This window comes from Roseococcus pinisoli (genome assembly GCF_018413645.1).
GTDB classification, from domain to species: Bacteria; Pseudomonadota; Alphaproteobacteria; order Acetobacterales; family Acetobacteraceae; genus Roseococcus; species Roseococcus pinisoli.
Genome location: NZ_JAHCDA010000002.1, coordinates 562,958 through 583,383 on the forward strand (window position 1 = coordinate 562,958; position 20,426 = coordinate 583,383).

Annotated in this window: 20 protein-coding genes; 4 read left to right on the top strand and 16 right to left on the bottom strand. The window is 70.1% G+C overall.

Annotated elements, in window-relative coordinates; genetic code table 11:
- Window positions 1–39: 39 nt before the first annotated feature.
- The 6 genes from lptB to KHU32_RS11435 form a co-directional block, all read right to left on the bottom strand.
- Window positions 40–753 carry an LPS export ABC transporter ATP-binding protein gene (lptB, locus tag KHU32_RS11410; RefSeq protein WP_213670888.1) on the bottom strand — a complete coding sequence of 238 codons (714 nt, stop codon included), beginning with the start codon at window positions 751–753 and terminating at the stop codon, window positions 40–42.
- 65 nt (window positions 754–818) lie between these two features.
- The gene (locus tag KHU32_RS11415) at window positions 819–1,856 is read right to left on the bottom strand and encodes an LptA/OstA family protein (RefSeq protein WP_213670214.1); all 1,038 of its coding nucleotides are present in this window, start codon (window positions 1,854–1,856) and stop codon (window positions 819–821) included.
- Complete coding sequence (gene lptC / locus KHU32_RS11420; RefSeq protein WP_213670215.1) at window positions 1,853–2,533, bottom strand: LPS export ABC transporter periplasmic protein LptC; 681 nt, start codon at window positions 2,531–2,533, stop codon at window positions 1,853–1,855. Before lptC ends, KHU32_RS11415 begins: the two co-directional genes overlap by 4 nt.
- A 16-nt stretch (window positions 2,534–2,549) precedes the next feature.
- The gene (locus tag KHU32_RS11425) at window positions 2,550–3,533 is read right to left on the bottom strand and encodes a KpsF/GutQ family sugar-phosphate isomerase (RefSeq protein WP_314070267.1); all 984 of its coding nucleotides are present in this window, start codon (window positions 3,531–3,533) and stop codon (window positions 2,550–2,552) included.
- 93 nt (window positions 3,534–3,626) lie between these two features.
- Window positions 3,627–4,151, bottom strand: coding sequence for a demethoxyubiquinone hydroxylase family protein (locus KHU32_RS11430; protein ID WP_213670216.1), 525 nt, complete (start codon window positions 4,149–4,151; stop codon window positions 3,627–3,629).
- Complete coding sequence (locus KHU32_RS11435; RefSeq protein ID WP_213670217.1) at window positions 4,148–4,618, bottom strand: disulfide bond formation protein B; 471 nt, start codon at window positions 4,616–4,618, stop codon at window positions 4,148–4,150. The genes KHU32_RS11430 and KHU32_RS11435 overlap by 4 nt, the downstream gene beginning before the upstream one ends.
- A gap of 387 nt (window positions 4,619–5,005) precedes the next feature.
- On the opposite strand from KHU32_RS11435, the gene KHU32_RS11440 reads away from it, so the two are divergent.
- The gene (locus tag KHU32_RS11440) at window positions 5,006–5,722 is read left to right on the top strand and encodes a lytic transglycosylase domain-containing protein (RefSeq protein WP_213670218.1); all 717 of its coding nucleotides are present in this window, start codon (window positions 5,006–5,008) and stop codon (window positions 5,720–5,722) included.
- Here the strand turns inward: KHU32_RS11440 and KHU32_RS11445 are convergent.
- The 6 genes from KHU32_RS11445 to KHU32_RS11470 form a co-directional block, all read right to left on the bottom strand.
- A complete protein-coding gene (locus tag KHU32_RS11445) occupies window positions 5,719–6,897 on the bottom strand; it encodes a BaiN/RdsA family NAD(P)/FAD-dependent oxidoreductase (RefSeq protein ID WP_213670219.1) in 1,179 nt (392 codons plus the stop codon). The two genes, KHU32_RS11440 and KHU32_RS11445, sit on opposite strands and share 4 nt — an antisense overlap.
- Before the next feature lie 45 nt (window positions 6,898–6,942).
- Window positions 6,943–8,550, bottom strand: a complete 1,608-nt coding sequence (locus KHU32_RS11450; protein ID WP_213670220.1) for an ABC transporter ATP-binding protein — start codon at window positions 8,548–8,550, stop codon at window positions 6,943–6,945.
- On the bottom strand, window positions 8,547–9,377 hold the full coding sequence (locus KHU32_RS11455; protein WP_213670221.1) for an ABC transporter permease: 831 nt from the start codon (window positions 9,375–9,377) through the stop codon (window positions 8,547–8,549). The genes KHU32_RS11450 and KHU32_RS11455 overlap by 4 nt, the downstream gene beginning before the upstream one ends.
- On the bottom strand, window positions 9,374–10,354 hold the full coding sequence (locus KHU32_RS11460) for an ABC transporter permease (RefSeq protein WP_213670222.1): 981 nt from the start codon (window positions 10,352–10,354) through the stop codon (window positions 9,374–9,376). The genes KHU32_RS11455 and KHU32_RS11460 overlap by 4 nt, the downstream gene beginning before the upstream one ends.
- A 76-nt stretch (window positions 10,355–10,430) precedes the next feature.
- Window positions 10,431–12,035 (bottom strand): ABC transporter substrate-binding protein, encoded by a 1,605-nt coding sequence (locus tag KHU32_RS11465; protein WP_213670223.1) that lies wholly within the window; start codon window positions 12,033–12,035, stop codon window positions 10,431–10,433.
- Between the two features lie 72 nt (window positions 12,036–12,107).
- On the bottom strand, window positions 12,108–12,956 hold the full coding sequence (locus KHU32_RS11470) for a VOC family protein (RefSeq protein ID WP_213670224.1): 849 nt from the start codon (window positions 12,954–12,956) through the stop codon (window positions 12,108–12,110).
- Window positions 12,957–13,050: 94 nt separating this feature from the next.
- Between KHU32_RS11470 and KHU32_RS11475 the strand changes: the two genes are divergently transcribed.
- The gene (locus KHU32_RS11475) at window positions 13,051–14,451 is read left to right on the top strand and encodes a protein adenylyltransferase SelO family protein (RefSeq protein WP_213670225.1); all 1,401 of its coding nucleotides are present in this window, start codon (window positions 13,051–13,053) and stop codon (window positions 14,449–14,451) included.
- Here the strand turns inward: KHU32_RS11475 and KHU32_RS11480 are convergent.
- On the bottom strand, window positions 14,441–15,199 hold the full coding sequence (locus KHU32_RS11480; protein ID WP_213670226.1) for a 2-keto-4-pentenoate hydratase: 759 nt from the start codon (window positions 15,197–15,199) through the stop codon (window positions 14,441–14,443). The two genes, KHU32_RS11475 and KHU32_RS11480, sit on opposite strands and share 11 nt — an antisense overlap.
- Before the next feature lie 89 nt (window positions 15,200–15,288).
- On the bottom strand, window positions 15,289–16,260 hold the full coding sequence (locus tag KHU32_RS11485) for a Bug family tripartite tricarboxylate transporter substrate binding protein (RefSeq protein WP_213670227.1): 972 nt from the start codon (window positions 16,258–16,260) through the stop codon (window positions 15,289–15,291).
- Between the two features lie 168 nt (window positions 16,261–16,428).
- Here KHU32_RS11485 and KHU32_RS11490 point away from each other — a divergent pair, with 168 nt between their 5' ends.
- A complete protein-coding gene (locus KHU32_RS11490; protein ID WP_213670228.1) occupies window positions 16,429–17,394 on the top strand; it encodes a Bug family tripartite tricarboxylate transporter substrate binding protein in 966 nt (321 codons plus the stop codon).
- Here the strand turns inward: KHU32_RS11490 and KHU32_RS11495 are convergent.
- Window positions 17,391–18,242 (bottom strand): aspartate/glutamate racemase family protein, encoded by an 852-nt coding sequence (locus KHU32_RS11495; protein ID WP_213670229.1) that lies wholly within the window; start codon window positions 18,240–18,242, stop codon window positions 17,391–17,393. The genes KHU32_RS11490 and KHU32_RS11495 overlap by 4 nt on opposite strands.
- A 223-nt stretch (window positions 18,243–18,465) precedes the next feature.
- On the opposite strand from KHU32_RS11495, the gene KHU32_RS11500 reads away from it, so the two are divergent.
- Window positions 18,466–19,413 (top strand): L,D-transpeptidase family protein, encoded by a 948-nt coding sequence (locus tag KHU32_RS11500; protein WP_213670230.1) that lies wholly within the window; start codon window positions 18,466–18,468, stop codon window positions 19,411–19,413.
- Between the two features lie 21 nt (window positions 19,414–19,434).
- Here the strand turns inward: KHU32_RS11500 and KHU32_RS11505 are convergent, their stop codons facing one another.
- Window positions 19,435–20,388 (bottom strand): Bug family tripartite tricarboxylate transporter substrate binding protein, encoded by a 954-nt coding sequence (locus KHU32_RS11505; RefSeq protein WP_213670231.1) that lies wholly within the window; start codon window positions 20,386–20,388, stop codon window positions 19,435–19,437.
- Window positions 20,389–20,426: the final 38 nt, after the last annotated feature.

The window sequence follows — 20,426 nt, forward strand, 5'->3', positions numbered from 1 at the left end:
ATGAACGAAGGGTGAAGGCCGCTCCGTGCATCGCCGCCATCAGAGGCTGAACTTCTCGCCGAGATAGACGCGGCGGACACCCTCATGGGCCACGATCTCATGCGGCAGGCCCTCCATCAGGACCTGGCCGTCATGCATGATGTAGGCGCGATCGATGATCTCGAGCGTCTCGCGCACATTGTGATCGGTGATCAGCACGCCGATCCCGCGATCCTTCAGGTGCTTCACCAGGTCGCGAATCTCCGAGACGGCGATCGGGTCGATGCCCGCCAGCGGCTCGTCGAGCAGGATGTAGGAGGGGTGCGTCGCCAGAGCGCGTGCGATCTCGCAGCGTCGCCGCTCGCCGCCGGACAGGGCCAGGGCCGGGGCGCGCCGAAGATGTGCGATGCCGAATTCCGCCAGGAGGCTGTCGAGCATCTGCTCGCGCCGGTCGCGCTTCGGCTCCACGACCTCGAGCGCCGCGCGGATATTCTCCTCGACGCTGAGGCCACGGAAGATCGAGGCTTCCTGCGGCAGATAGCCCAGGCCCAGCCGCGCGCGGCGGTACATGGGCAGGCGTGTGACGTCGGCGCCGTCCATCGTCACCGTGCCTTCGTCGGGCTGAACCAGGCCGGTGATCATGTAGAAGGTCGTGGTCTTGCCGGCGCCGTTGGGGCCGAGCAGACCGACCGCTTCGCCCCGCTTCAGCGAGATCGAGACGTTCCGCACCACGGGCCGCTTCTTGTAGCGCTTGCCTAGGCCGGTCGCGACCAGGCCACCGGATCCCTCGACAGCGACGAAATCCCGCTTCGTGGCGACAAGGGGGGTGCCGGCCTCGTTCAACGCGGCGCTCCCTGCGTGGCGCCGGGTGCCGGCGTGGCCGGGCGGCTGGCACGCGGCGTCGCGCTCGGAACACCGCCGGGGAGAGGCGCCTGCTGGTCGGCCTGGGTACCCGGAACGATGAGACCCTGCACGCGCGTTCCAGGCTGGGAGATGATGCGGGAGACGCCGGTATTGAGGTTCACAAGGGCCTCCCGGCCATTCACATGATTGTCGCCGCGGGTGATGCGGACCGTGCCGAGGAGACGCGCGAGGCCGGTCGCCGCCGAATAGATGCCCCGGTCGCCGCGGATGACCTCGGCCTCGGTGCGGATCTCGACATTGCCGAAAAGCTCGACCCGGTCGAGCCGGCCCTGGCCGGGTGGCGGCCCCTGGGTGCCCTCGGTGCCGGGGCGCGCCTCGCTCGGCACGCGGACGGCAACCGCCTGCCCTGGCGCGCCGGCCGCGGTCGGCGCCGTGCCCGGCGGCGGGTCCTCCAGCATATAGGCGACGAGCGTGTCGGCGGTGATCCGCCGCCCGTCCTGCGTGACCACGAGCGCGCTGCCGCGGCCCACGGCCATGCGGCGCTGGCTCCAGTATTCCAGGCTGTCCCGCGCGGAGATGACGTTCTGCGGCGTGGTGTAGCTGATGTTGCGGCCGGTCAGGACGAGGACGGCCTGATCCATGTCATAGACGGCGCGATCGCCGACTGCGACGTCCGTCGCGGTGGAGATGCGGACGTTCTGCTCCGCTTCCATCCGCCAGATCTCGCTGCCGCCGGTCAGCGGGCTCTCGCCCGGCTGCGCGGGTTGCGCCGGGGCCGGCCGGCCGGCGGTGCCGCCCTGCGGGCGATAGCGCGCGAGGAGGCGGGCCGCGTCCACGGTGGTGCCGTCGCGCACCGCGCGTGCATTGCCGCGTGCGATGACGACCTGTTCGTTCTGCCGCCACTCGATGCCGTCATCGGCGGTGATATCGACAGGGCCGCCCTGCGACATGTCGATGCCCTGGGCCGCGGCCAGCCCCGGCGCGAGCAGCAGAACGGCGAGCAGCGCCCTCATTGCTGGCGTCCCTCCAGCACGGCATGGGCCTTGCCCGTGAAGATCATCACCGCGCCGCGATCACGCAACTCGAAGCCCTCTGATTCGATGGTGCCGAAGGAGCCCTGCGCCCGCGTCGGCCGGTTGCCGTCGGCGCTGCCCTGGTCGATCTGGACGGAGGCCGCCTCGGTACGGAAGAGCAGCCCCGTATCATGGAAGATCCGCACGTTGCCCTCGAGGTCCAGGTGCTGGGCCGGCTTGTCATAGCGGCCGTTATCGGCCTCGATATACACCCAGGCGCCGTCATTCAGCAGAATATCGGCCTGCGGCCGGTCGAGGAGCATCAGCTCCTCCTGCCCAACCTGGCGCGCCACGCGCGCGGTGATCGTGTAGGGGCGCCCCAGATCGTCGATGCCCTGGAACCGCGGCGCCACAAGCTGCAGCGCCTCCGGCACCATGGCGGGACCGCGCCGGAAGGAAAGACGGCCGTCATTTCCCTCGAACTCCGGCCAGAGCAGCAGAAGCCCGAGCAGCCCGGCCGCGGCCAGCGGCAGCAGGAGCTTCATCGCCTGGACCAGGCGGTGGCGGCGGTCGATCGATCCGGCCGTGGGCACGTGGCGCTGACGCGAGGGCGTCAGTACCCGCCGCCGCTCATGGAGCGGCGCTCCGAAATCCGTGCGATGGACCTTTTCGCTCATTGTCGGTCGCCGCCCATCACGCCACGCCCAGCCGCAGCAGGTCGTGGATATGGAGCATGCCGACGGGACGGCGATCGTCGTCGACGACGAAGAGGGCCGTGATCGGCCCCTCGTTCATGATCCGCAGCGCCTCGGCCGCGAGGGCGTCGGGCCGGATGGTGCGCGGATGGGTCGTCATGACCTCGGAAACCGGGCGCTTCAGCAGGCCGTCGCCGAGGCCCGCACGCAGGGTGCGCCGAAGGTCGCCGTCGGTGATGACGCCGATCAGCCGGCCAGTGGCATCGGCGATGCCGAGGCAGCCGAAGTGCCGTGCCGTCATGGTGACGAGGCCCTCGGCCATCGGCAGGTCGGGAGGGGCCAGGGGCACCTGGTCAGCGCCATGCATGACGTCGCCCACGCGCTGCAGCCGGGCGCCCAGCTTGCCGCCGGGATGGAAAACGCGGAAATCCTCGGGGCCGAAGCCGCGCCGCTCCAGAAGGGCGACGGCCAGGGCATCCCCCATGGCCATCTGCATGGTGGTGGAGGTGGTGGGTGCCAGGCCGTTCGGGCACCCTTCCTCGGCGGGCGGCAGCACCAGGGCGATATCGGCATCGCGGCCGAGTGTGCTGCCTCCCCGGCCGACGATCACGACCAGCGGGATGCCGAAGCGGCGCGTATGCGCGACGAGATCGCCGAGCTCGGCCGTCTCGCCGGAATTGGAGATGGCCAGGACAGCATCGCCGGGCACGATCATGCCGAGGTCGCCATGGCTCGCCTCGCCCGGATGGACGAATTGCGCCGGCGTGCCGGTGGACGCCATCGTGGCCGCGATCTTCCGGCCCACATGGCCCGACTTGCCCATGCCGGAGACGACGACGCGGCCGGTCGCACCCGCCAGCACGAGCACGGCGCGGTCGAAGCCGTCATCGAGCCCAGCGGCCATGGCGGCCAGTGCCTGGGCCTCGAGGTTCAGGACGCGGCGGGCGGATTCGAGGCTGGAGGGGGAGAGAGCTTGATCCACCTCGCTTCTATGGGGGCCACCCCCCCGAGGGTCAAGGCAAGGATCGTGCCAAACCGTAACGTAAACCGTCAAGTAAACAGGCGTTTGGCGACTTCAGACTTTCTCGGCCACCTTGATCGCGACCTTGCAGCCGGCCTTGATCACGGCGGAAAGCAACCGGTAGGCGGGCGTCAGCTCGGCCTCGTTTTCGATCCCGATGTCACGATGCTCCAGCTCCTCGGCACGGAAGCGGGCGATGTCGGCCTTGAGGGCCTTCTCGTCGTCGCCGAGGGTGGCTTCCTGCTCCTGGTAATGCTCGTCGATCGCCTCCTCCACCGCGACGGTGCAGGCCATGGCGGCGCGATATCCCATCGCGGCCGTGGCAGCGCCGAGCGCGAAGCCGGCGACGTGCCAGAGAGGCAGCAGCGCCGTGGGCCGCACGCGGCGTTCGGCGATCAGGCGGGAGAAAGCATCGAGATGGACCTGCTCCTGTTCCTGCATGTGCTCGATGATCGGCCCGTGCCGGGTGCCACGCAGCACGGCGAGCTGGCCCTGATAGATCCGCTTGGCGCCGTATTCGCCGGCGTGATCCACCCGGATCACCTCTTCGAGGTAGCGACGTGGCGTGGGCCGGGTCATGCGCGGGACTCCTTGCGGGCGAAGCTCCAGGCCAGCAGCGCGACCACGAGCCCGTAGATGGCGTTCATGCCGGCCATGGAGATCGGAAGGCCGGGGATCAGATGGACTGGAAGGTCACAGGGCTTGGACGGCGTGGGCGACAGCGACCGCATCAGATCATCGACCGACGCGCCCCCCTGCGAGCTCGGCGCCTGGCATCCCGCCAGCGGCGAGGGCCACCAGCTCCACTCCACCCCAAGATGGAACAGCGCCACCGCCACCGAGGCCAGGGCGGCGAGGCCGGCCAGGCGCAGCATGGTGCGGCGCGCGACGAAGAGGGAAAGGGCGGCAAGACCCGCCGCGACCCAATAGGGCCAGCGCTGCCACAGGCAGAGCTCGCAGGGGGCGAGGCCGAACCATCCCTCCGATCCCCTGGCAAAGAGCGGGGCTGCCAGGGACAGCACCAGGATCAGGAGGGAGCCTTGCATATCGCTTTGTCCCGCGTTGCATGATCTTTCGCAACTGGCCCCGACCAATGGAAGATCAATGCCGGGATGCGCAGAAGGCCAGCCATGCGTGGGTACGGCCCGAGGCCAGGGCTCCCGCGAAGTAGCGAGGCCAGGATTCGTCGCCTGATACCGCCGCTGAACTTCCGATCCGGCGTTCGGACAAAAAAAATGGCGACCCATTGCTGGGCCGCCAAGTTTAGGGAGGAAACGTCCAAGAAAGCAGGCAAGAACCGTAGTTCCTGCCGCCGAAGAGACATATAGGCCCAAGGTCGCACGCATGCAAGCGATATTTTGCATTGCAGCATTCCTGGGATGCAGAGCTCGCGACCAGCCCCGCGTTGGCACGCCGCTTGCGATGGTCTTGCCATGTCCTGCCACCCTGCCTTCGCCCTCCTTCTTTGGCTGGCCTTCACGAGCCTATGGCCCGTCCCGGCCAAGGCACAGGCTCCCGATCCCATAGCGCAATGCCGCGCCGCGATCGCGCTCGCCGAAAGGGAAGCGCAGATCCCCGCTGGCCTCCTGCAGGCTATCGCCCGGGTGGAATCAGGACGGCGCCATCCGGAATCCGGTCTCTTCGGCCCTTGGCCCTGGACGTTGAACGCCGAGGGGCGCGGGCAATTCTTCCCTACCCGGGAGGCAGCGATTGCCGCGGTGCGGGACATGCAGAACCGGGGCGTCCGCATCATCGACGTGGGCTGCATGCAGGTGAACCTCCATCATCACCCCCGCGCCTTCGCCAGCCTCGAGGAGGCTTTCGACCCCGGCGCGAATGCCCGCTACGCGGCCCGCTTTCTCACCGAGCTTCAATCCAGCCGTGGAGACTGGATGGTCGCGGCGGGCCACTACCATTCCCAGACGCCGGAACTCGCCCAGGCCTATCGCGCGCGGGTTCAGGCCGCCTGGCCGGCCGAGCAGGCCCGGGCGCTCGCCGCAGGGCCGCCGTTGCTCTCCAATGGGGCGGAGCGTGCCCCGACACTGATGGCATCAAGCCGCGGCCGGGGCCTCGAAGCCTATCGTGCGGCCCCCATCCCCATCACAGGGCGCCGCCTGGCGATGGTGCCGGCGAGCCTGACCCGGCGCTAGCTGCGGGTCGCGATCCATTCCAGCAGGCCCTTCGCGGCGGCCACGCCCGTCGAGAAGCAGGCCTGGAGGAGATAGCCGCCGGTCGGCGCCTCCCAGTCCAGCATCTCGCCCGCGGCGAAGACGCCGTGCCGGTCGCGCAGCATGAAGCGGTCATCGACGGCATCGAAGCGAAGGCCGCCGGCGGAGGAGATGGCACGATCCAGGCCCTGCGCCGCCGTCACGCGGAGCGGCAGCGACTTCATCAGCCGCTCCGCCGGCGTCGTATCGCCGCCATGGCGCGCCTCCTGGACGAGGCCGATCGCCACCGGCGACAGCCCGGCCCGGCGCAGCTGATTGGTGAGGGACAGGCCCCGGCCGCCCATCTTCCCGAGCAGCGTGCCGGCATCCAGGTCCGGCCGGAGGTCCAGGCGCAGCGTGGCCTCCCCGTCCTGGGCGAGGGCCTCGCGAAGGGGCGACGCCAGCGCATAGACCGCGCCGCCCTCGAGGCCCGCGGCGGTCACCATGGCCTCCCCCCTCACCCGCTGCCCCTGGAATTCGAGGGCGATGCGCTTGAGCGGCTGCCCCGCGAAGCGCTCGCGGAAATGCTCCGACCAAGCGAGGCGGAAGCCCATATTGGCGGGCCGCAGCGGCGCCACACCCTCCAGCAGCGGGGCCCAGGCGCCATCCGATCCCAGACGCGGCCAGGAGGCTCCGCCGAGACCCAGGATCGTGGCCGCGGCCTCGAAGCGGACCGCGCCTTCCGGCGCCTCGAAGCGAAGGGCCGCGCCGTCCCAGCCCGTCCAGCGATGCCGGGCCTTCAGGGTGACCCCCAGCCCTTGCAGACGCCCCAGCCAGGCCCGCAGCAGGGGCGAAGCCTTCATCGTCCGGGGGAAGACGCGACCGCTGCTGCCGACGAAGGTCTCCTGCCCCAGCCCCTCGCACCAGGCGATCAGCGCCTCGGGCGGAAAGGCGCGGATCGCTGGCTCCAGGGCGGCGCGCGCGGACCCGTAGCGGCCGAGCAGCGCCTCCAACGGCTCCGAATGCGTGAGGTTCAGGCCGCCGCGCCCGGCGATGAGCAGCTTGCGGGCCGGCGACGGCATGTGGTCGAAGACCGTGACGCGGTGCCCGGCCTGGACCAGGGTCTCCGCGGCGATAAGTCCGGCCGGCCCGGCCCCGATGACGGCGATTTCTTGCATGGGCGCCTTCATAGAGCGCCATCAGGCTTGGCGGTACCAGCGCGGTCAGCGCGCGGCCTGAAAGCCCCGGCCTGGCACGGCAGCCAGCAGCGACCGCGTATAGGGATGCTCGGGCGCCTCGAAGACGCGGCCGATGGGCCCGCTCTCCACCACCTCGCCCTCCTTCATCACGGCCACGAGGTCGCAGACCTGCACGGCCACGCGCAGATCGTGGGTGATGAGGACGATGGATAGGCCGAGCCGTTCCCGGAGCTCGGCCAGCAGCCGCAGCACCTGGGCCTGCACGGAGACGTCCAGCGCCGATACCGGCTCGTCCGCCACCAGCACCTCCGGCTCGAGCGCCAGGGCCCGGGCGATGCCGATGCGCTGCCGCTGGCCGCCGGAGAATTCATGCGGGTAGCGATCCGTGGCGGCGGGATCGAGACCGACCAGCGCGAAGAGCTCCTTCGCCCGGGCCAGGGCCGTGTTGCGCGGCGTGCCGTGGATGATCGGGCCCTGGGCCACCAGCTCGCCCACGCGGCGGCGCGGATTGAGCGAGGCATAGGGGTCCTGGAAGACCATCTGCATCCGCTTCGCGCTCGCCCGGTGCTGGGAGGGCGACTGGGTGGCGAGGTCGGTGCCGTCCAGGCGGATCGCGCCGGCATCGGGCTTGATCAGCCGCATGATGCAGCGGGCCAGCGTGGATTTTCCCGAGCCGGACTCGCCCACGATGCCGAGCGTGCCGCCGCGTGGCAGCGCCAGCGAGACGTCCCGCACGGCGCGAGTCACGCGCTTGTTGCGGCCGAGGAAGCCGCCGGTGCGATAGGTTTTGCTGACGCCTTCCAGCTTCAGGATGGCCTCGTCCGAGAACGGCCGGGGCGGCGGCGCGGCGAGCGGCGGCACGGCGGCGATCAGTGCCTTGGTATAGGGATGCTGCGGCGCGTTCAGCACCGCAGCCGCCTCGCCCTGCTCGACGACGACGCCGTGCTGCATGACGGCGACCCGGTCGGCGATCTCGGCCACCACGCCGAAGTCATGGGTGATGAAGAGCACGCCCGTGCCCAGCCGCCGCTGCAGGTCGCGGATGAGGGAGAGGATCTGCGCCTGGGTGGTGACGTCCAGCGCCGTGGTGGGCTCGTCGGCGATGAGCACGCGCGGGCTCAGGGCCAGGGCCATGGCGATCATGGCGCGCTGCCGCTGGCCGCCCGAGAGCTCGTGCGGATAGGCGCGCATCGCGAGCTTCGGGTCCGGGATGCGAACCTCCTCAAGCAAGGCAAGGGTGCGCGCCCTGATCTGATCGGCGGAGAGATCCGTGTGGATCGAGAACATCTCGCCGATCTGGTCGCCGACGGGGCGCAGCGGGTTCAGCGCCGTCATCGGCTCCTGGAAGATCATGGCGATGCCGGCGCCGCGGATGGCGCGCATCTCGACCTCGGTCGCCGTCGCCAGGTCCTTTCCCTCGAAGAGGATGCGGCCCGCCGTGATCCCGACCCGCGGCGGGAGAAGGCGCATGACGGCGCTGGCCGTCATGGACTTGCCCGACCCGGATTCGCCCACAACGCAGAGAATTTCTCCCGCGCGCAGCTCCAGCGTCACGGCGTCGAGCGCATGGGGCCGGTCGGCACCCGGCGGCAGGGCGACGGTCACGCCCTCGATGGAGAGGATCGCGCTCATCGGCCGCGCAGCCTCGGGTTCAGGGCGTCGTTGAGCCCCTGCCCCACCAGCGATACCGCCAGCACCGTCACCAGGATCGCGACGCCCGGAATGGCCGAGACGTACCATTGCACCCGCAGCACATCGCGTCCGAGGCCGATGAGGTTGCCCCAGGAGGAGACGTTGGGGTCCGAGAGACGCAGGAAAGCCAGCGCGCTCTCCAACAGGATCGCGACGGCCATCACCACGCTGGCATAGACGATCACCGGCGGCAGGGCGTTGGGCAGGATTTCCCGGAAGATGATCTGGGCATCGCGCATGCCCAGCGTCCGGCAGGCCTCGACGAATTCACGCGAGCGCAGCGAGAGGAACTCCGCCCGCGTCAGCCGCGCCGGCGCGGGCCAGGAGACGAGGCCGATGGCCACCACCACCGTCGAGATCTCCGAGCCGAAGACCGAGACGAGGACCAGCAGGAGAAGAAAGTTCGGCAGCGTCTGGAAGGCCTCGGTCACGCGCATCAGCACATCGTCCACGATCCCGCCGTAGAAGCCGGCCACCGCGCCGATGACGATGCCGATGGCCACGGCGATGGACGTCGCCACCAGCCCGATCAGCAGCGCCACGCGGGCGCCATGGAAGATCTGCGCCGCGATGTCCCGGCCGGAATTGTCGGTGCCGAGCCAGAAGCGCGCATTGGCGCCCGGCCATTGCAGCGGCCGTCCGGCCAGCGCCAGGGGATCGCGCGGGAAGAGCCAGTCGGCCGACACCGCCATGCCGATCACGAGCAGCAGCAGCAACAGGCCGACCACCGCGGCGGGGCTGCGGGCATAGTCGCGCAGGAACCTCACCCGCCCGTCTCCTTCCCGATCCGGGGATCGAGCCGCGCATAGAGGAGGTCAACGCAGAAATTCACGAAGATCACCAGCAGGGCCGAGATGAAAACGATGCCCAGCAAGGTGTTCAGGTCGCGCTGCACCACCGCCTCATAGGCGAGCCGCCCCAGCCCGGGCAGCGAGAAGACGCTTTCCACCACCACCGAGCCGCCGAGCATGGTGCCCGCCTGCAGGCCGATCAGCGTCACCATGGGCAGCATGGCATTGCGCAGCACGTGGCGGGTAATGACGCGCGTCTCGTCCAGCCCCTTGGCGCGCGCGGTCCGCACGAAGTCGAGCGTCAGCACCTCCAGCATGGAGGCGCGCATGATGCGCAGATAGATGGCCAGGAAGATCAGCCCCAGCGTCAGCGTCGGCAGCACGAAATGCGCCGCGATGTCGAGCACGCGATGGATCCCCGTGAAGCCCTCGCCGATGCTCTCCATGCCGCCGGCCGGCAGCCATTGCAGGTGCACGGAGAAGAGCACGATCGCCATCAGCCCGAACCAGAAGGACGGCGTGGCATAGAAGACCAGGCCGAGCGTCGAGATCACGCTGTCCGGCCAGCGATTCACGTTGCGGGCCGCGATCACGCCGAAAAGCAGGCCGAAGAAGAAAGCGAAGGAGAGCGAGGCCGTCATGAGGAACAGCGTTGCCGGCAGGCGCTCCAGGATCACGGTCGCGACGGGCTTGCCGTAGATCGCGGAGAAGCCGAGGTCGAGCTGCACCAGCCGCCAGAGGTAGTTCAGCAGCCGTGCCGGCACCGAGAGGTCGAGCCCGTAGAAGGCCCGCAGCTCGGCCATCAGCTGGGCGTCGCCGCCGCCGCCCATCTGCGCCATCAGCGCGTCCACGGTATCGCCGGGCGCGAGCTGCAGCAGCAGGAACATGCCGACCAGGATGATCAGCAGGGACGGGATGGAGGCGGCCAGTCTGCGGCCGGCCAAGGCAAGCATCAGCTTGGGTTCCGAGGGGGCTTTGCCCCCTCAAGCTCTCCCAGCAAGAACCTCAGGTTCTTGCCTCTCCGGTCACTCACGGCGCGATCCAGAGGTCGTGCCAGCTGGACGAGCCCCAGCGCGGCATGTTCGCGTAGTTGCGCAGCCGCCGGTTGAAGGCGCTGAGGAAGAGCTGCTCCACCGGATTCCACATCAAGAGCTCGCCATTCCCGCGCCGGACGAAATCGGCATAGAGGGCCTTGCGCTTGTCGTGATCGAGCTCGGTCGCGGCCGCGTCGATGATGCCGTCGATCACCGTGTCGGAAAAGCCGAACTGGTTCGTCCAGGGGGCGCCGCGCGGCGAGCCGGTGCGGTACCAGACCGTGGTCGAGACCGCCGGGTCGTTGCGATACTGGTGCCAGCCGGTCGCCAGGTCGAAGTTCCAGTCGTTGTAGACCGTCCGCAGGAAGCCGGCGGCATCGAGCCGCACGATCTCCACGCGCACGCCCACCTCCTGCAGCGACTGCTGGATGAAGGTGGAGAAGAGCGCGATGTCCTCGCCCCAGGGTGCCGGTGTCAGGCGCAGATTGAAGCGCACGCCGCCCGCCCCGCGCCGATGCCCCGCCTCGTCGAGCAGGCGCATCGCGAGCGCCTTGTCGTAGGGGTACTGGGGCATGGGCCCGGACGGGTAGAAGTCCGTCGAGACAGTCGGGATCGGCCCTGTCCCCGGCTTGGCGTAGTCGGTGTTGAGGAAATTCTCGATGAAGAAGGGAATGTTGATAGCGTGCGCCAGCGCCTTGCGCACGCGGATATCGGCCAGCAGCGGGTTGCGGAAGTTGAACTCCAGCGTGTTGGTGCGCGGATTGCCCTCATTGCCGCGCGTCGTCACCTCGAAGCGCGGGTCGCGGCCAAGCCGCGCGAGGTCCGACAGCGCCAGCGCCGAGAAGGGGCTAAAGAGGATCTGCCCCGCCTCCATCTGCGCCGCCGCCGCCGAGCGGTCGTTGATCACGCGCCACACCACGCGGTCCAGATAGGGAAGGTTGTTGCGCCAGTAGTTGGGGTTGCGCTCGGCGATGATGAACTGCCCGCGCTCGTACTGGACGAACTTGAAGGGGCCGGTGCCGATCGGCGCGGTATTCGCCGGATTCTGGCGGATATCCGTGCCCTCATAGATATGCCGGGGCGAGACGTAGCCGAGGTCCGGCAGCGCGCGCAGCAGCAGGCCGAGGGGCATGGGCCGCGAGTAGCGGAACACCGCCGTATGGGCGTCCGGCGTGTCGACGGCCTCGAGGAAGAGCTGAACGGCGGTGCCGTAGTTCAGGATCTTCTTCCACATCTCCATCGCGGTGAACTGCACGTCCGCCGAGGTGAAGGGCTTGCCGTCATGCCAGGTGACGCCCTGGCGCAGCCGGAAGGTGATGGCGAGGCCATCCGGCGAGGATTCCCAGGATTCGGCCAGGCAGGCAGTGGGTTGCCCGTTGGCGTCGAGATCGACCAGCGGCTCCTGGATCTTGCCGCCGACGATATAGACGCCGGTGGAGGCCTGCAGGCTCGGGTTCAGGATGCGCTGCTCGGTGGCGAAATGCACCGTCATGACGCCGCCGCGGCGCGGAGTTTCCTGGGCCAGGGCCTGTTCGGGCGCGTTGACGCTGGCCGCGATCGCGGCGGAGGTCATCAACGCGGCGCGGCGGGAGAAATCCATGCCAGGCTCCTGATTTAATGCGACGCAGCATGGCGGCCGCGAACGGCCGCGGTCAATCTTGCTCTTCAGGCCTCAGTCTTCGGCGACGAAGCGCAGGATCGCCCCCGTCGCGCGGGATGCCGGCACGGCGACGGTCGCGCCCGGCGCGGTGCCGAGCGCCTGCGCGGCCTTCTCCAGGCTGCGCGTCGTCAGCACCAGCGCGGCGGCACCTTCCTCCGGCAGGCCGTCGAGCGAGATGCCCGGATGGCGGGCGGCCAGCCGGTCCCGATCGAGGAAGACGATCTCCGCCCGGCCCCTGCCCGTCGGCACAGCCACGGCGCCATCCGCCGCGGTGGAGACGGTGCTGTCGATAAGGCCGGCCATCTCGCCGGCCGCCGCCTTAGGATCCCGGGCCAGGACCTCCACCCGGGCGATGCCGGTGGCGCCATTGGCATGGGACTGGAGCTCCGGAATCCAGACGGCGTCGCGCGTGAAGTGCTGGCAGGCGAAGATGCGCATCCCGCCCGGCCGCAGCGTGACGGGCCAGTGGAAGACCTCGAACCGTGCCTCGGACATGGAGCCGTCCGGCATGGGGACGGGGCGGCCGAAGGCGATGGGGCCGGTCGCCGCCACGCCCCGGCGCTGCACCTCGGCCACGCCGGCAGCTGCGTCGTCGGTCGTGAAGGCGCAGCGCTCGATGCCCTCGCGGGTCTCGAGCCAGCGGCGAACCGGCTCGTTGTGCGGCGTGGGCGCCAGGATGCCCAGCAGCTCCATGTAGTCGTCGCCGAACATGATCGTGTAGTTGCCCGAGCCCATCTGCGGGCTGTGCGTGCCGCGCGGCGAGAGGGTGAAGCCCAGCCCTTCCCAGTCCTTCGCCGCCGCGTCGAGGTCGCGCACCGCGAAAACCATGTGGTCGACGCCGAGGATGTGCCTGAGGGTCATGGAAGCCTCCTGATTTGCCACGCAGGGCAGCAGATGCGGCGGCGCTCGGCAAGGCGGGATACTTTTGGCGCGCATTCCGCGTTAACACGGTCACATGCCGGTCTCGCCCCCCTTCTCCCCCTCACGCGCGCATCTCGACCTCGGTGAGGCGCTCTACGACGTCGTTGCCCCCGCCGAGTTCCCAAAGCTCACGCTGCGCCACCGCGACCAGCGCTGGGCCGGGCGCATCGGCCTGGACACGCTGAGCGATGAGGAATGGGTCGCCCATTTCGGCCGGTTCGAGCCCCTGCCCGGCAGCTTCGAGGCGCCGCTGGCACTGCGCTACCACGGCCATCAGTTCCGCCATTACAACGCCGACCTCGGCGATGGGCGGGGCTTCCTCTTCGCCCAGATGCACGACCTGCAGGACGGCCGTCTGCTCGACCTCGGCACCAAGGGCAGCGGCCGGACGCCCTGGTCGCGCGGGGCGGACGGCCGGCTGACCCTGAAGGGCGGCGTGCGCGAGATCCTCGCGACCAGCCAGCTCGAGGCGCTGGGCGTCGAGACCTCGAAAAGCTTCAGCCTGATCGAGACCGGCGAGGAGCTTTTCCGCAACGACGAGCCCTCGCCCACCCGCGCCGCGGTGCTGGTGCGGCTGAGCCACTCGCACCTGCGCATCGGCACCTTCCAGCGGCTGGCCTTCCACCAGGACGCGGAGACCATGCGGCGGCTGCTGAGCCACATCGTCCTGCGCTACCTGCCCGAAGCCGAGGCGCCGACGGAGGCCCAGCGCATCGCCCGTTTCTTCACCGTCACCAGCCGCCGCGTGGCGCGGATGGGCGCGCAATGGATGGCGGCCGGCTTCGTCCACGGCGTGCTGAACACCGACAACATCAACGTCACCGGCGAGAGCTTCGACTACGGCCCCTGGCGCTTCCTGCCGAAATACGACCCGGCCTTCACGGCCGCCTATTTCGACCATGGCGGGCTCTACGCCTATGGCCGCCAGCCGGAGACGCTGCAGTGGAACCTGGCGCGCCTCGGCGGCAGCCTGCTGCTGCTGGAGGGCAATGCCGACCTCAAGACGCCGCTGCAGGAGGAGCTGAACGCCTTCGGCCCCATCTTCCAGAAGGAATTCGCGACCGCCGTGCTGTGGCGGCTGGGCCTGGCCCCACGCGCGCCGGATCGCGACGCCGATCTGGCTGCGGCCTTCTTCGGCGCGCTCCAGGCCAGCGAGGCACCCTTCGACCAGTGCTTCTTCGACTGGCGCGGCGGGCGAGAGCGCCCCGGCTACGAGGGTGCGGCCTTCCAGCCGTTCCGGGATGCCCTGGCCGGCTACGAGCCCGCCGGGCCCTTGCATCCCTATTTCGAGGGCGCCGCGCCCTGCACGCTCCTCATCGACGAGGTCGAGGCCCTCTGGGCCCCGATCGCCGAGCGCGACGACTGGAAGCCGCTCACGGACAAGCTCGCGCAGATCGAGACCGCGCGGCTGGCCCATGCGGGGCTCAGCGGGTGAAGGTCAGCTCCGCCTCGCCCAGCCCCTCGAAGACGACGCGGAAGTGGTCGCCCGGGTTGAAGTAGAGCAGCCCGGTATAGGACCCGCAGGTCACGTACTGCCCCGCCTTCACGCCGCCGGCCTGGCGCATCATCTCGACCAGCGCCACCGCGACGGCCAGCGGATCGTCGATGGGATGGCCGCCGACCTTCTCCACGATCGGCTCGCCATTCACCTCGAGGCGGACCTTGATGCGGGCGAGGTCCAGCCCCGTCCAATCCGGTTGCGCCGCCCCGGGGACGAAGCCCGCGTTGCTGACGTTATCCGCCAGCTTGTCCCGCACGGTCGCCGCGCCCGGGTCGGCATAGCGGCTGCTCACCACCTCGATCGCGGCGCACGCGTCGAGGGCGGCGATGATCTCCTCCCGCGCATAGGGTGCTGCCCGGGCGGGCAGGTCGCGGCGGAAACGGAAGGCGACCTCGCCCTCGATGCCGCATTGCGGCGCCTCGGCCACCGGGAAGGTGGCCGGCGAGACGCGCAGCCCGGAGGCGAAGATCAGCCCGCGCACGCCCTCCGAGGTCGCGGTCGGCGCATTCGCCTTGTAGGCGCCGATGGTGGCGCCCAGGCGCTTCGCGACCTCATCCTGGATCGCATGCGCCTCGCGCACGCTTTCCGGCGCCGCGCTGACCGGCAGTACCGGGATGCGCGTGCCCGACTGTCGAGCGTCCACGAGGAGGCCCGCGGCTTCGTCGATGCGTTTCGGATCCATGGCACCCTATCTCCTGGAAGAGAGGGAAGAATGCGCCGGATGCCCTCGCCGCCCAAGCCCCTTGGCCTGGGCCGCAGGGCAGGTTTCCGCTAGCCCGCCTGGGCGCCCGAAATGCGCACCATTTCGGCCCAGCGCGGCTTCTCCCGCTCCAGCCGGGCGCCGAGCTCGGCGGGGGTGGAGCCCGTCAGAATCGCGCCCATGCCGATCACGCGCTGCTGCAGCGCCGGGTCGGCCCAGGCCGTGCGGATCTCGTTCGACAGGCGCTCGGCGATCTCGCGCGGCATGCCGGCCGGCCCAGCCCATAGATGCCAGGGGCTGACGTTGAAATTGTCGACGCCCGCCTCGGCCATGGTCGGCACGTCGGGCATGGTCGGCCAGCGCTGCCCCATGGTGACCGCGAGCGCGCGCATCCGCCCCTCGCCCACGACGCCGACATAACTGGCGAGGTTGTCGATCGCCAGCTGGACGTCGCCCGAGAGCATCGCCGGGATCGTCTGCGCCGCGCCGCGGAACGGGACATGGACGCCGGGGATTCCGGCCCGGGCCAGGAAATACGCGCCGGAGAGATGGATGGAGGTGCCAACCCCGGCGGAGCCGTAGCTCACGCCCCCCGGCCGCTCCCGTCCCCAGGCGATGAATTCCTGCACCGTGCGGGCGGGCACGTATTGCGAGGGCACCGCCATCACGTTCGGCATGTCCCACATGGCGCTGATCCACTGGAAGTCCTTCGACATGTCGAAGGGCACCGAGGGGAAGACCATCGGGTTGATGACCACCGTGTGCATGCTGACGGTGCCGAGCGTGTAGCCGTCCGGCGTGGCGCGGGCGAGCGCCTCGGCCGCGATGTTGCCCGAGGCGCCGCTGCGCGTTTCGACCACGAAGGTCTGGCCGAGGCGCTGGCCCAGCACCTCGCAGGCCAGCCGCGTCAGCACGTCGAGCGAGCCGCCCGGCGGAAAGCCCACCAGGACGCGGACCGGGCGATTGGGCCAGGTCCCCTGCGCGAGCGCGGGCGCGGCCAGCGCCAGCGGCGGAACCGCCAGCAGCGAACGACGAGTGATCATGGTCTTCCTTCCCTTGCAGGCCACTGACGGGCCCATGCGGGAAGCTTAGGACGCGTTCGATCCGAACGATATCGCGAAGCGCCGAGGCGGCATCACGTCGCCGCTTGCCGTGGCGCACCGGGCGGCGTGTGATCGGCGCCACAAAGAACGACAATAAGGATGCAGGGAATGAAACGCCGGACCGCCTTGACGCTTCCCCTCGCCCTGCCGGCGGTAGCCCTGGCCCAGAGCGCCTATCCCAGCCGGCCTGTTCGCCTCGTGGTCGGCTTTGCGGCCGGTGGCCCGACCGACGTGATCGGCCGGCTCATCGCCCAGGACATGTCCGCCACCCTCGGCCAGCCCGTGATGGTCGAGAACCGGACGGGCGCCAATGCGCTGATCGCGACGCAGTTCGTCGCGCGCGAGGCGCCCGACGGCTATACGCTGCTGCTGGCGACGCTCTCGCATAGCGTGAATGCCATCCTGCTGCCGGGAAACAGCTACCGCCCTCTCGAGGATTTCACGCCGGTCGGCCTCGTCGCCATGCTGCCGCTGATCGCGGTGACGGGCGCCGGCAGCCCCTTCCGGGACCTCCAGCAGCTGGTGGCCGCCGCCCGGGAGGCGCCGGGCACCATCTCCTACGGCTCGGCCGGCCATGGCGGTTCGGCGCATCTCGCCGCCGCGCTGTTGGCCACCCGGTCCGGGACCGAGATGACGCATGTCACCTTCCGCGGCAACGCGCCCGCGCTGACCGAGGTGATGGCCGGCCGCGTCTCCTTCATGTTCTATCCGATGATCGGCATCGGCGAGTATGTCGCCAAGGGCCAGCTCCGGCCGCTGGCCATCTCGACCGCGGAGCGCAGCGCCGATTATCCGGAAGTGCCGACGATGCGGGAGATCGGTTATCCCGGCTTCGAGGACTACACGCAGGGCCTTGGCGTGCTGGCGCCGGCCCATGCGCCCGCGCCGGTCGTGGCCCGGCTCAACGCGGCGGTGCGCGCCTCGCTGGCCCGATCAGAGACGGCCGCACGGCTGCTAACGCTGGGCGGCATCGCGGCCGCCTCCTCGCCCGAGGAATACGGCACCTTCCTGCGCGAGGATCTGGAGCGCTGGCGGCGGGTGATCACCGCCGCCCGGATCAGCGCCGAACCCTAGACCAGCCTGCGCCGGCGCGAGCGTGCCGGCGGGTCCTTCGGGAGCATCAGCCCGCTGGCGTCGAGGCCGAGGCGGGCCAGCAGCTTCGCCTGCTCGATCGCGCAGCGGTACCCTTCCAGGACGGGGATGTCCCAACCGGCCTCGTTCAGGCGCCTCTGGAGGAAGGGCTGCATCCAATAGGCCGCCGAGCAGCCCAGCATCAGCACCTCGGCACCGTCCTCCTGGATCGCCGCCTCGGCGGCGGTGAAGGCGGCCTCCAGCATGCTGCAGGTCTCGCCGGCCAGGGCCTTTGCCTTTTCGCTCGCGATGGACGGCCGGTCGCTCCGGGTCGGGCGGGGCAGCGGGTAGTCGAGGTTGCGGATGCCGGTGCAGCGCTCCGTGAAGCGATACTCCACCACCAGCCGCGCCATCTGGACATTGTGCTTCTCGGAGATGTCGATGATCCCGAAGCGGTGACCCACCATGCTGGCCACATGCATCTGCGCGTGGCCGCAGGAGGTCACGGGAATGCCGTGGCGCCGGCCGATCTCGCGGGCCTCGGCGAAACCCGGATCGCCGCCGCCGAGCAGGACGATGGCGTCGTACCTGCCGCTCTCGCAGCCCTCGCGCACCAGGGGCAGCCGGTTGGCGCCCACGATCATGAACTCCTCCAGCGTCTCCACCCCCCAGTCGCCATGGGTGGCCGGCGCGCCGGGATGCACGTCCCACTCCACCTCCGCCAGCAGGGACGCGACGTTGTCGTAGTCCATCACCATCTGCTCCCGCGTGCCCTCGGTCGGGCGCAGCGCATAGGAACCGCCGGCGTGGCGGAGGGCGTTGATCAGCAGCAGGCGAGGCTTGGCGGACATCCGGACGTTCCTTCTTTGGCGCGGCGTCGAGGCAGCCCGCGAGCGGGCAGAAACCTCGGCGACCGCCGCCGCCGGATTGCAGCACGATCCCGCTCGGCTGGCAGCCCGGTGCCCGGGAAGCGGATCATTCTTGCCACACCGGCGAAATTTTCTTTGAAGGTCGCGGTTTTTCAGGCGATCCGCAGCTTAGCATGACGCCGCATTTGCCGAGCCCGTCGATCGCATGATTCCCCCCCGCCGTTCCTTTGCCGCTTCCCTCCTCCTGGGCGGGCTGCCACTGCTCCTCGGCCGCGCGGCCTCCGCGCAGACGCGGCCGACGCCGGTCTCCGCGCGCCAGCCGGCCCCGCCGCTGCCCAGGCCGCCCCTGACCCTGGCCGACATCCGGGCGCAGCTCGAGATCGCGCGGGCCGCCCTGCCCCCCGGCCACCGCAACCGCGTCGCCGTGGAGCGCACCCTCGGCCGGCTAGACGAGATGGGGCTGGACCTCGCCTCCGGCCGCACGATCCTGGTGAACATCGCCGCCGCCGAGGTCATGGCCTATGAGGACGGCATCGAGGTTCTCCGCTCCCGCGCCGTGGTCGGCGCCGCGCGGACGCGCACGCCGCAGATGACCACCTTCGTGACGACGGCGCGCTTCAACCCGCCCTGGTACGTGCCCGCCAGCCTGACGGCCGAGATCCGCGCCGCCGGCGCCGTGGGCTACCAGCAGATCGGCGGTCGCTTCATCCAGCCGCCCGGCCCGAACAACGCGCTGGGCCCGATGCGCATCGGCCTCGAGAATTCGGACGGCATCTTCTTGCACGGCACCAACCGGCCCAGCCTCTTCAACCAGGGCATGCGGTCGCTGTCGCATGGTTGCGTGCGGGTGGAGAGGGTGCGGGACTTCACCGCCTGGCTGCTCGACATGCCCGTCGCCACGGTGGACACGATGCTGGCCTCGGGCCGCACGCAGGACGTCCATCCGCTGCGGGAGGTGCAGGTGGCCCTTGCCTATCTCACGATCTGGCCGGATCGCACCGGGCAGTTCGTCGTGCATCCGGACCGCTACGGCATGGACGCGCCGGGCGTGCGGCAGGTGGGCTTCCGGCGCGTGCTGCGGCCGTTGCCGATGACGACCGAGCAGATGGAGGCGGCGGCCCGGCAGCCGCCTCCGGAGGACGATCCCCTCTGACGAGGGGCTAGGGCCCTTTCCTCAGCCGGCCCGGATATTCGCCCGGCGGATCGTCTCGCCCCACATGGCGCGCTCGCGGGCGATGCGGGCGGCGAAGGCCTCGGGTCCCTCGAAGCTCGGGGTCAGCCCGTTCTCCAGCATGCGCCGACGGATGGTGGCATCCGTCAGGGCCCGCTCGGCCGCCTGGGCCCATTGGCGGGCGCTTTCCGCGCTCATGTTCTTCGGGCCGCACAGGCCGAACCAGCCCACCACCTCCAGCCCCGGGACGATGTCCGGCAGCCGCGGTGCCTGGGCGAATTCCGGCACGCCCTCGCGATCCGCCAGGGCCAGCAGCCGCAGCTCGCCGCCCTGGATCTGCCGCACGACGTCGCCGAGGTTGGTGATCATCAGATCCGCGCGGCCGGCAATGACATCCAGCGCCGCGGGCGCCGCACCGCGATAGGGAACGTGCACCAGGTCGATGCCGGCCATCGAGGCCAGCCGCGCCCCGGTCAGGTGCTGCGCCGACCCCACCCCAGCGCTGCCATAGGAGATGGTGCCCGGCCGCGCCCGCGCCGCGGCGATCACCTGGGCGAGCGTCTGGTAGGGCCCGCGGGCACCGGTCACCACCCCGTAGGAGGAGATTGCGACATTCGCCACGGGCACCAGGTCCGTCCCCGGGTCGATCGGCAGCACCGCGCCCGGCAGCTCAGGGCTGATCGTCATGCCGCCCATCGCGCATTGCAGCACCGTCGATCCGTCGGCCGGCCCGCGCGAGACCGCTTCGGCGGCGATGAAGCCATTGGCGCCCGTGCGGTTCTCCACCACGGGCCGCTGGCCCAGCGCGGTGCCGATCCCCTCGGCCAGCAGGCGTGAGACGAGGTCCGAGGTGCCGCCCGGCGCGAAGCCCGAGACGATTCGCGGCTGCCGGTCCTGCGCCGATGCGGTCACCGGCAGGGCCAGGCACAGGCCGGCGAGAAGGAGGAGGCGTCTCATGCGGTCGTTTCCCATTCTTGTCGTTCTTCTTGGCAGTC

Excerpts from the sequence above, each read along its gene's own strand:
- KHU32_RS11470 (WP_213670224.1), bottom strand. The coding sequence starts at position 12,956 with ATGACCCTCAGGCACATCCTCGGCGTCGACCACATGGTTTTCGCGGTG.
- KHU32_RS11480 (WP_213670226.1), bottom strand. The coding sequence starts at position 15,199 with ATGGATCCGAAACGCATCGACGAAGCCGCGGGCCTCCTCGTGGACGCT.
- KHU32_RS11450 (WP_213670220.1), bottom strand. The coding sequence starts at position 8,550 with ATGAGCGCGATCCTCTCCATCGAGGGCGTGACCGTCGCCCTGCCGCCG.
- KHU32_RS11460 (WP_213670222.1), bottom strand. The coding sequence starts at position 10,354 with ATGCTTGCCTTGGCCGGCCGCAGACTGGCCGCCTCCATCCCGTCCCTG.
- KHU32_RS11475 (WP_213670225.1), top strand. The coding sequence starts at position 13,051 with ATGCCGGTCTCGCCCCCCTTCTCCCCCTCACGCGCGCATCTCGACCTC.
- KHU32_RS11430 (WP_213670216.1), bottom strand. The coding sequence starts at position 4,151 with ATGACCCGGCCCACGCCACGTCGCTACCTCGAAGAGGTGATCCGGGTG.
- KHU32_RS11490 (WP_213670228.1), top strand. The coding sequence starts at position 16,429 with ATGAAACGCCGGACCGCCTTGACGCTTCCCCTCGCCCTGCCGGCGGTA.
- KHU32_RS11465 (WP_213670223.1), bottom strand. The coding sequence starts at position 12,035 with ATGGATTTCTCCCGCCGCGCCGCGTTGATGACCTCCGCCGCGATCGCG.
- KHU32_RS11500 (WP_213670230.1), top strand. The coding sequence starts at position 18,466 with ATGATTCCCCCCCGCCGTTCCTTTGCCGCTTCCCTCCTCCTGGGCGGG.
- KHU32_RS11495 (WP_213670229.1), bottom strand. The coding sequence starts at position 18,242 with ATGTCCGCCAAGCCTCGCCTGCTGCTGATCAACGCCCTCCGCCACGCC.
- KHU32_RS11415 (WP_213670214.1), bottom strand. The coding sequence starts at position 1,856 with ATGAGGGCGCTGCTCGCCGTTCTGCTGCTCGCGCCGGGGCTGGCCGCG.
- lptC (WP_213670215.1), bottom strand. The coding sequence starts at position 2,533 with ATGAGCGAAAAGGTCCATCGCACGGATTTCGGAGCGCCGCTCCATGAG.
- KHU32_RS11435 (WP_213670217.1), bottom strand. The coding sequence starts at position 4,618 with ATGCAAGGCTCCCTCCTGATCCTGGTGCTGTCCCTGGCAGCCCCGCTC.
- KHU32_RS11445 (WP_213670219.1), bottom strand. The coding sequence starts at position 6,897 with ATGCAAGAAATCGCCGTCATCGGGGCCGGGCCGGCCGGACTTATCGCC.
- KHU32_RS11485 (WP_213670227.1), bottom strand. The coding sequence starts at position 16,260 with ATGATCACTCGTCGTTCGCTGCTGGCGGTTCCGCCGCTGGCGCTGGCC.
- KHU32_RS11505 (WP_213670231.1), bottom strand. The coding sequence starts at position 20,388 with ATGAGACGCCTCCTCCTTCTCGCCGGCCTGTGCCTGGCCCTGCCGGTG.
- KHU32_RS11440 (WP_213670218.1), top strand. The coding sequence starts at position 5,006 with ATGTCCTGCCACCCTGCCTTCGCCCTCCTTCTTTGGCTGGCCTTCACG.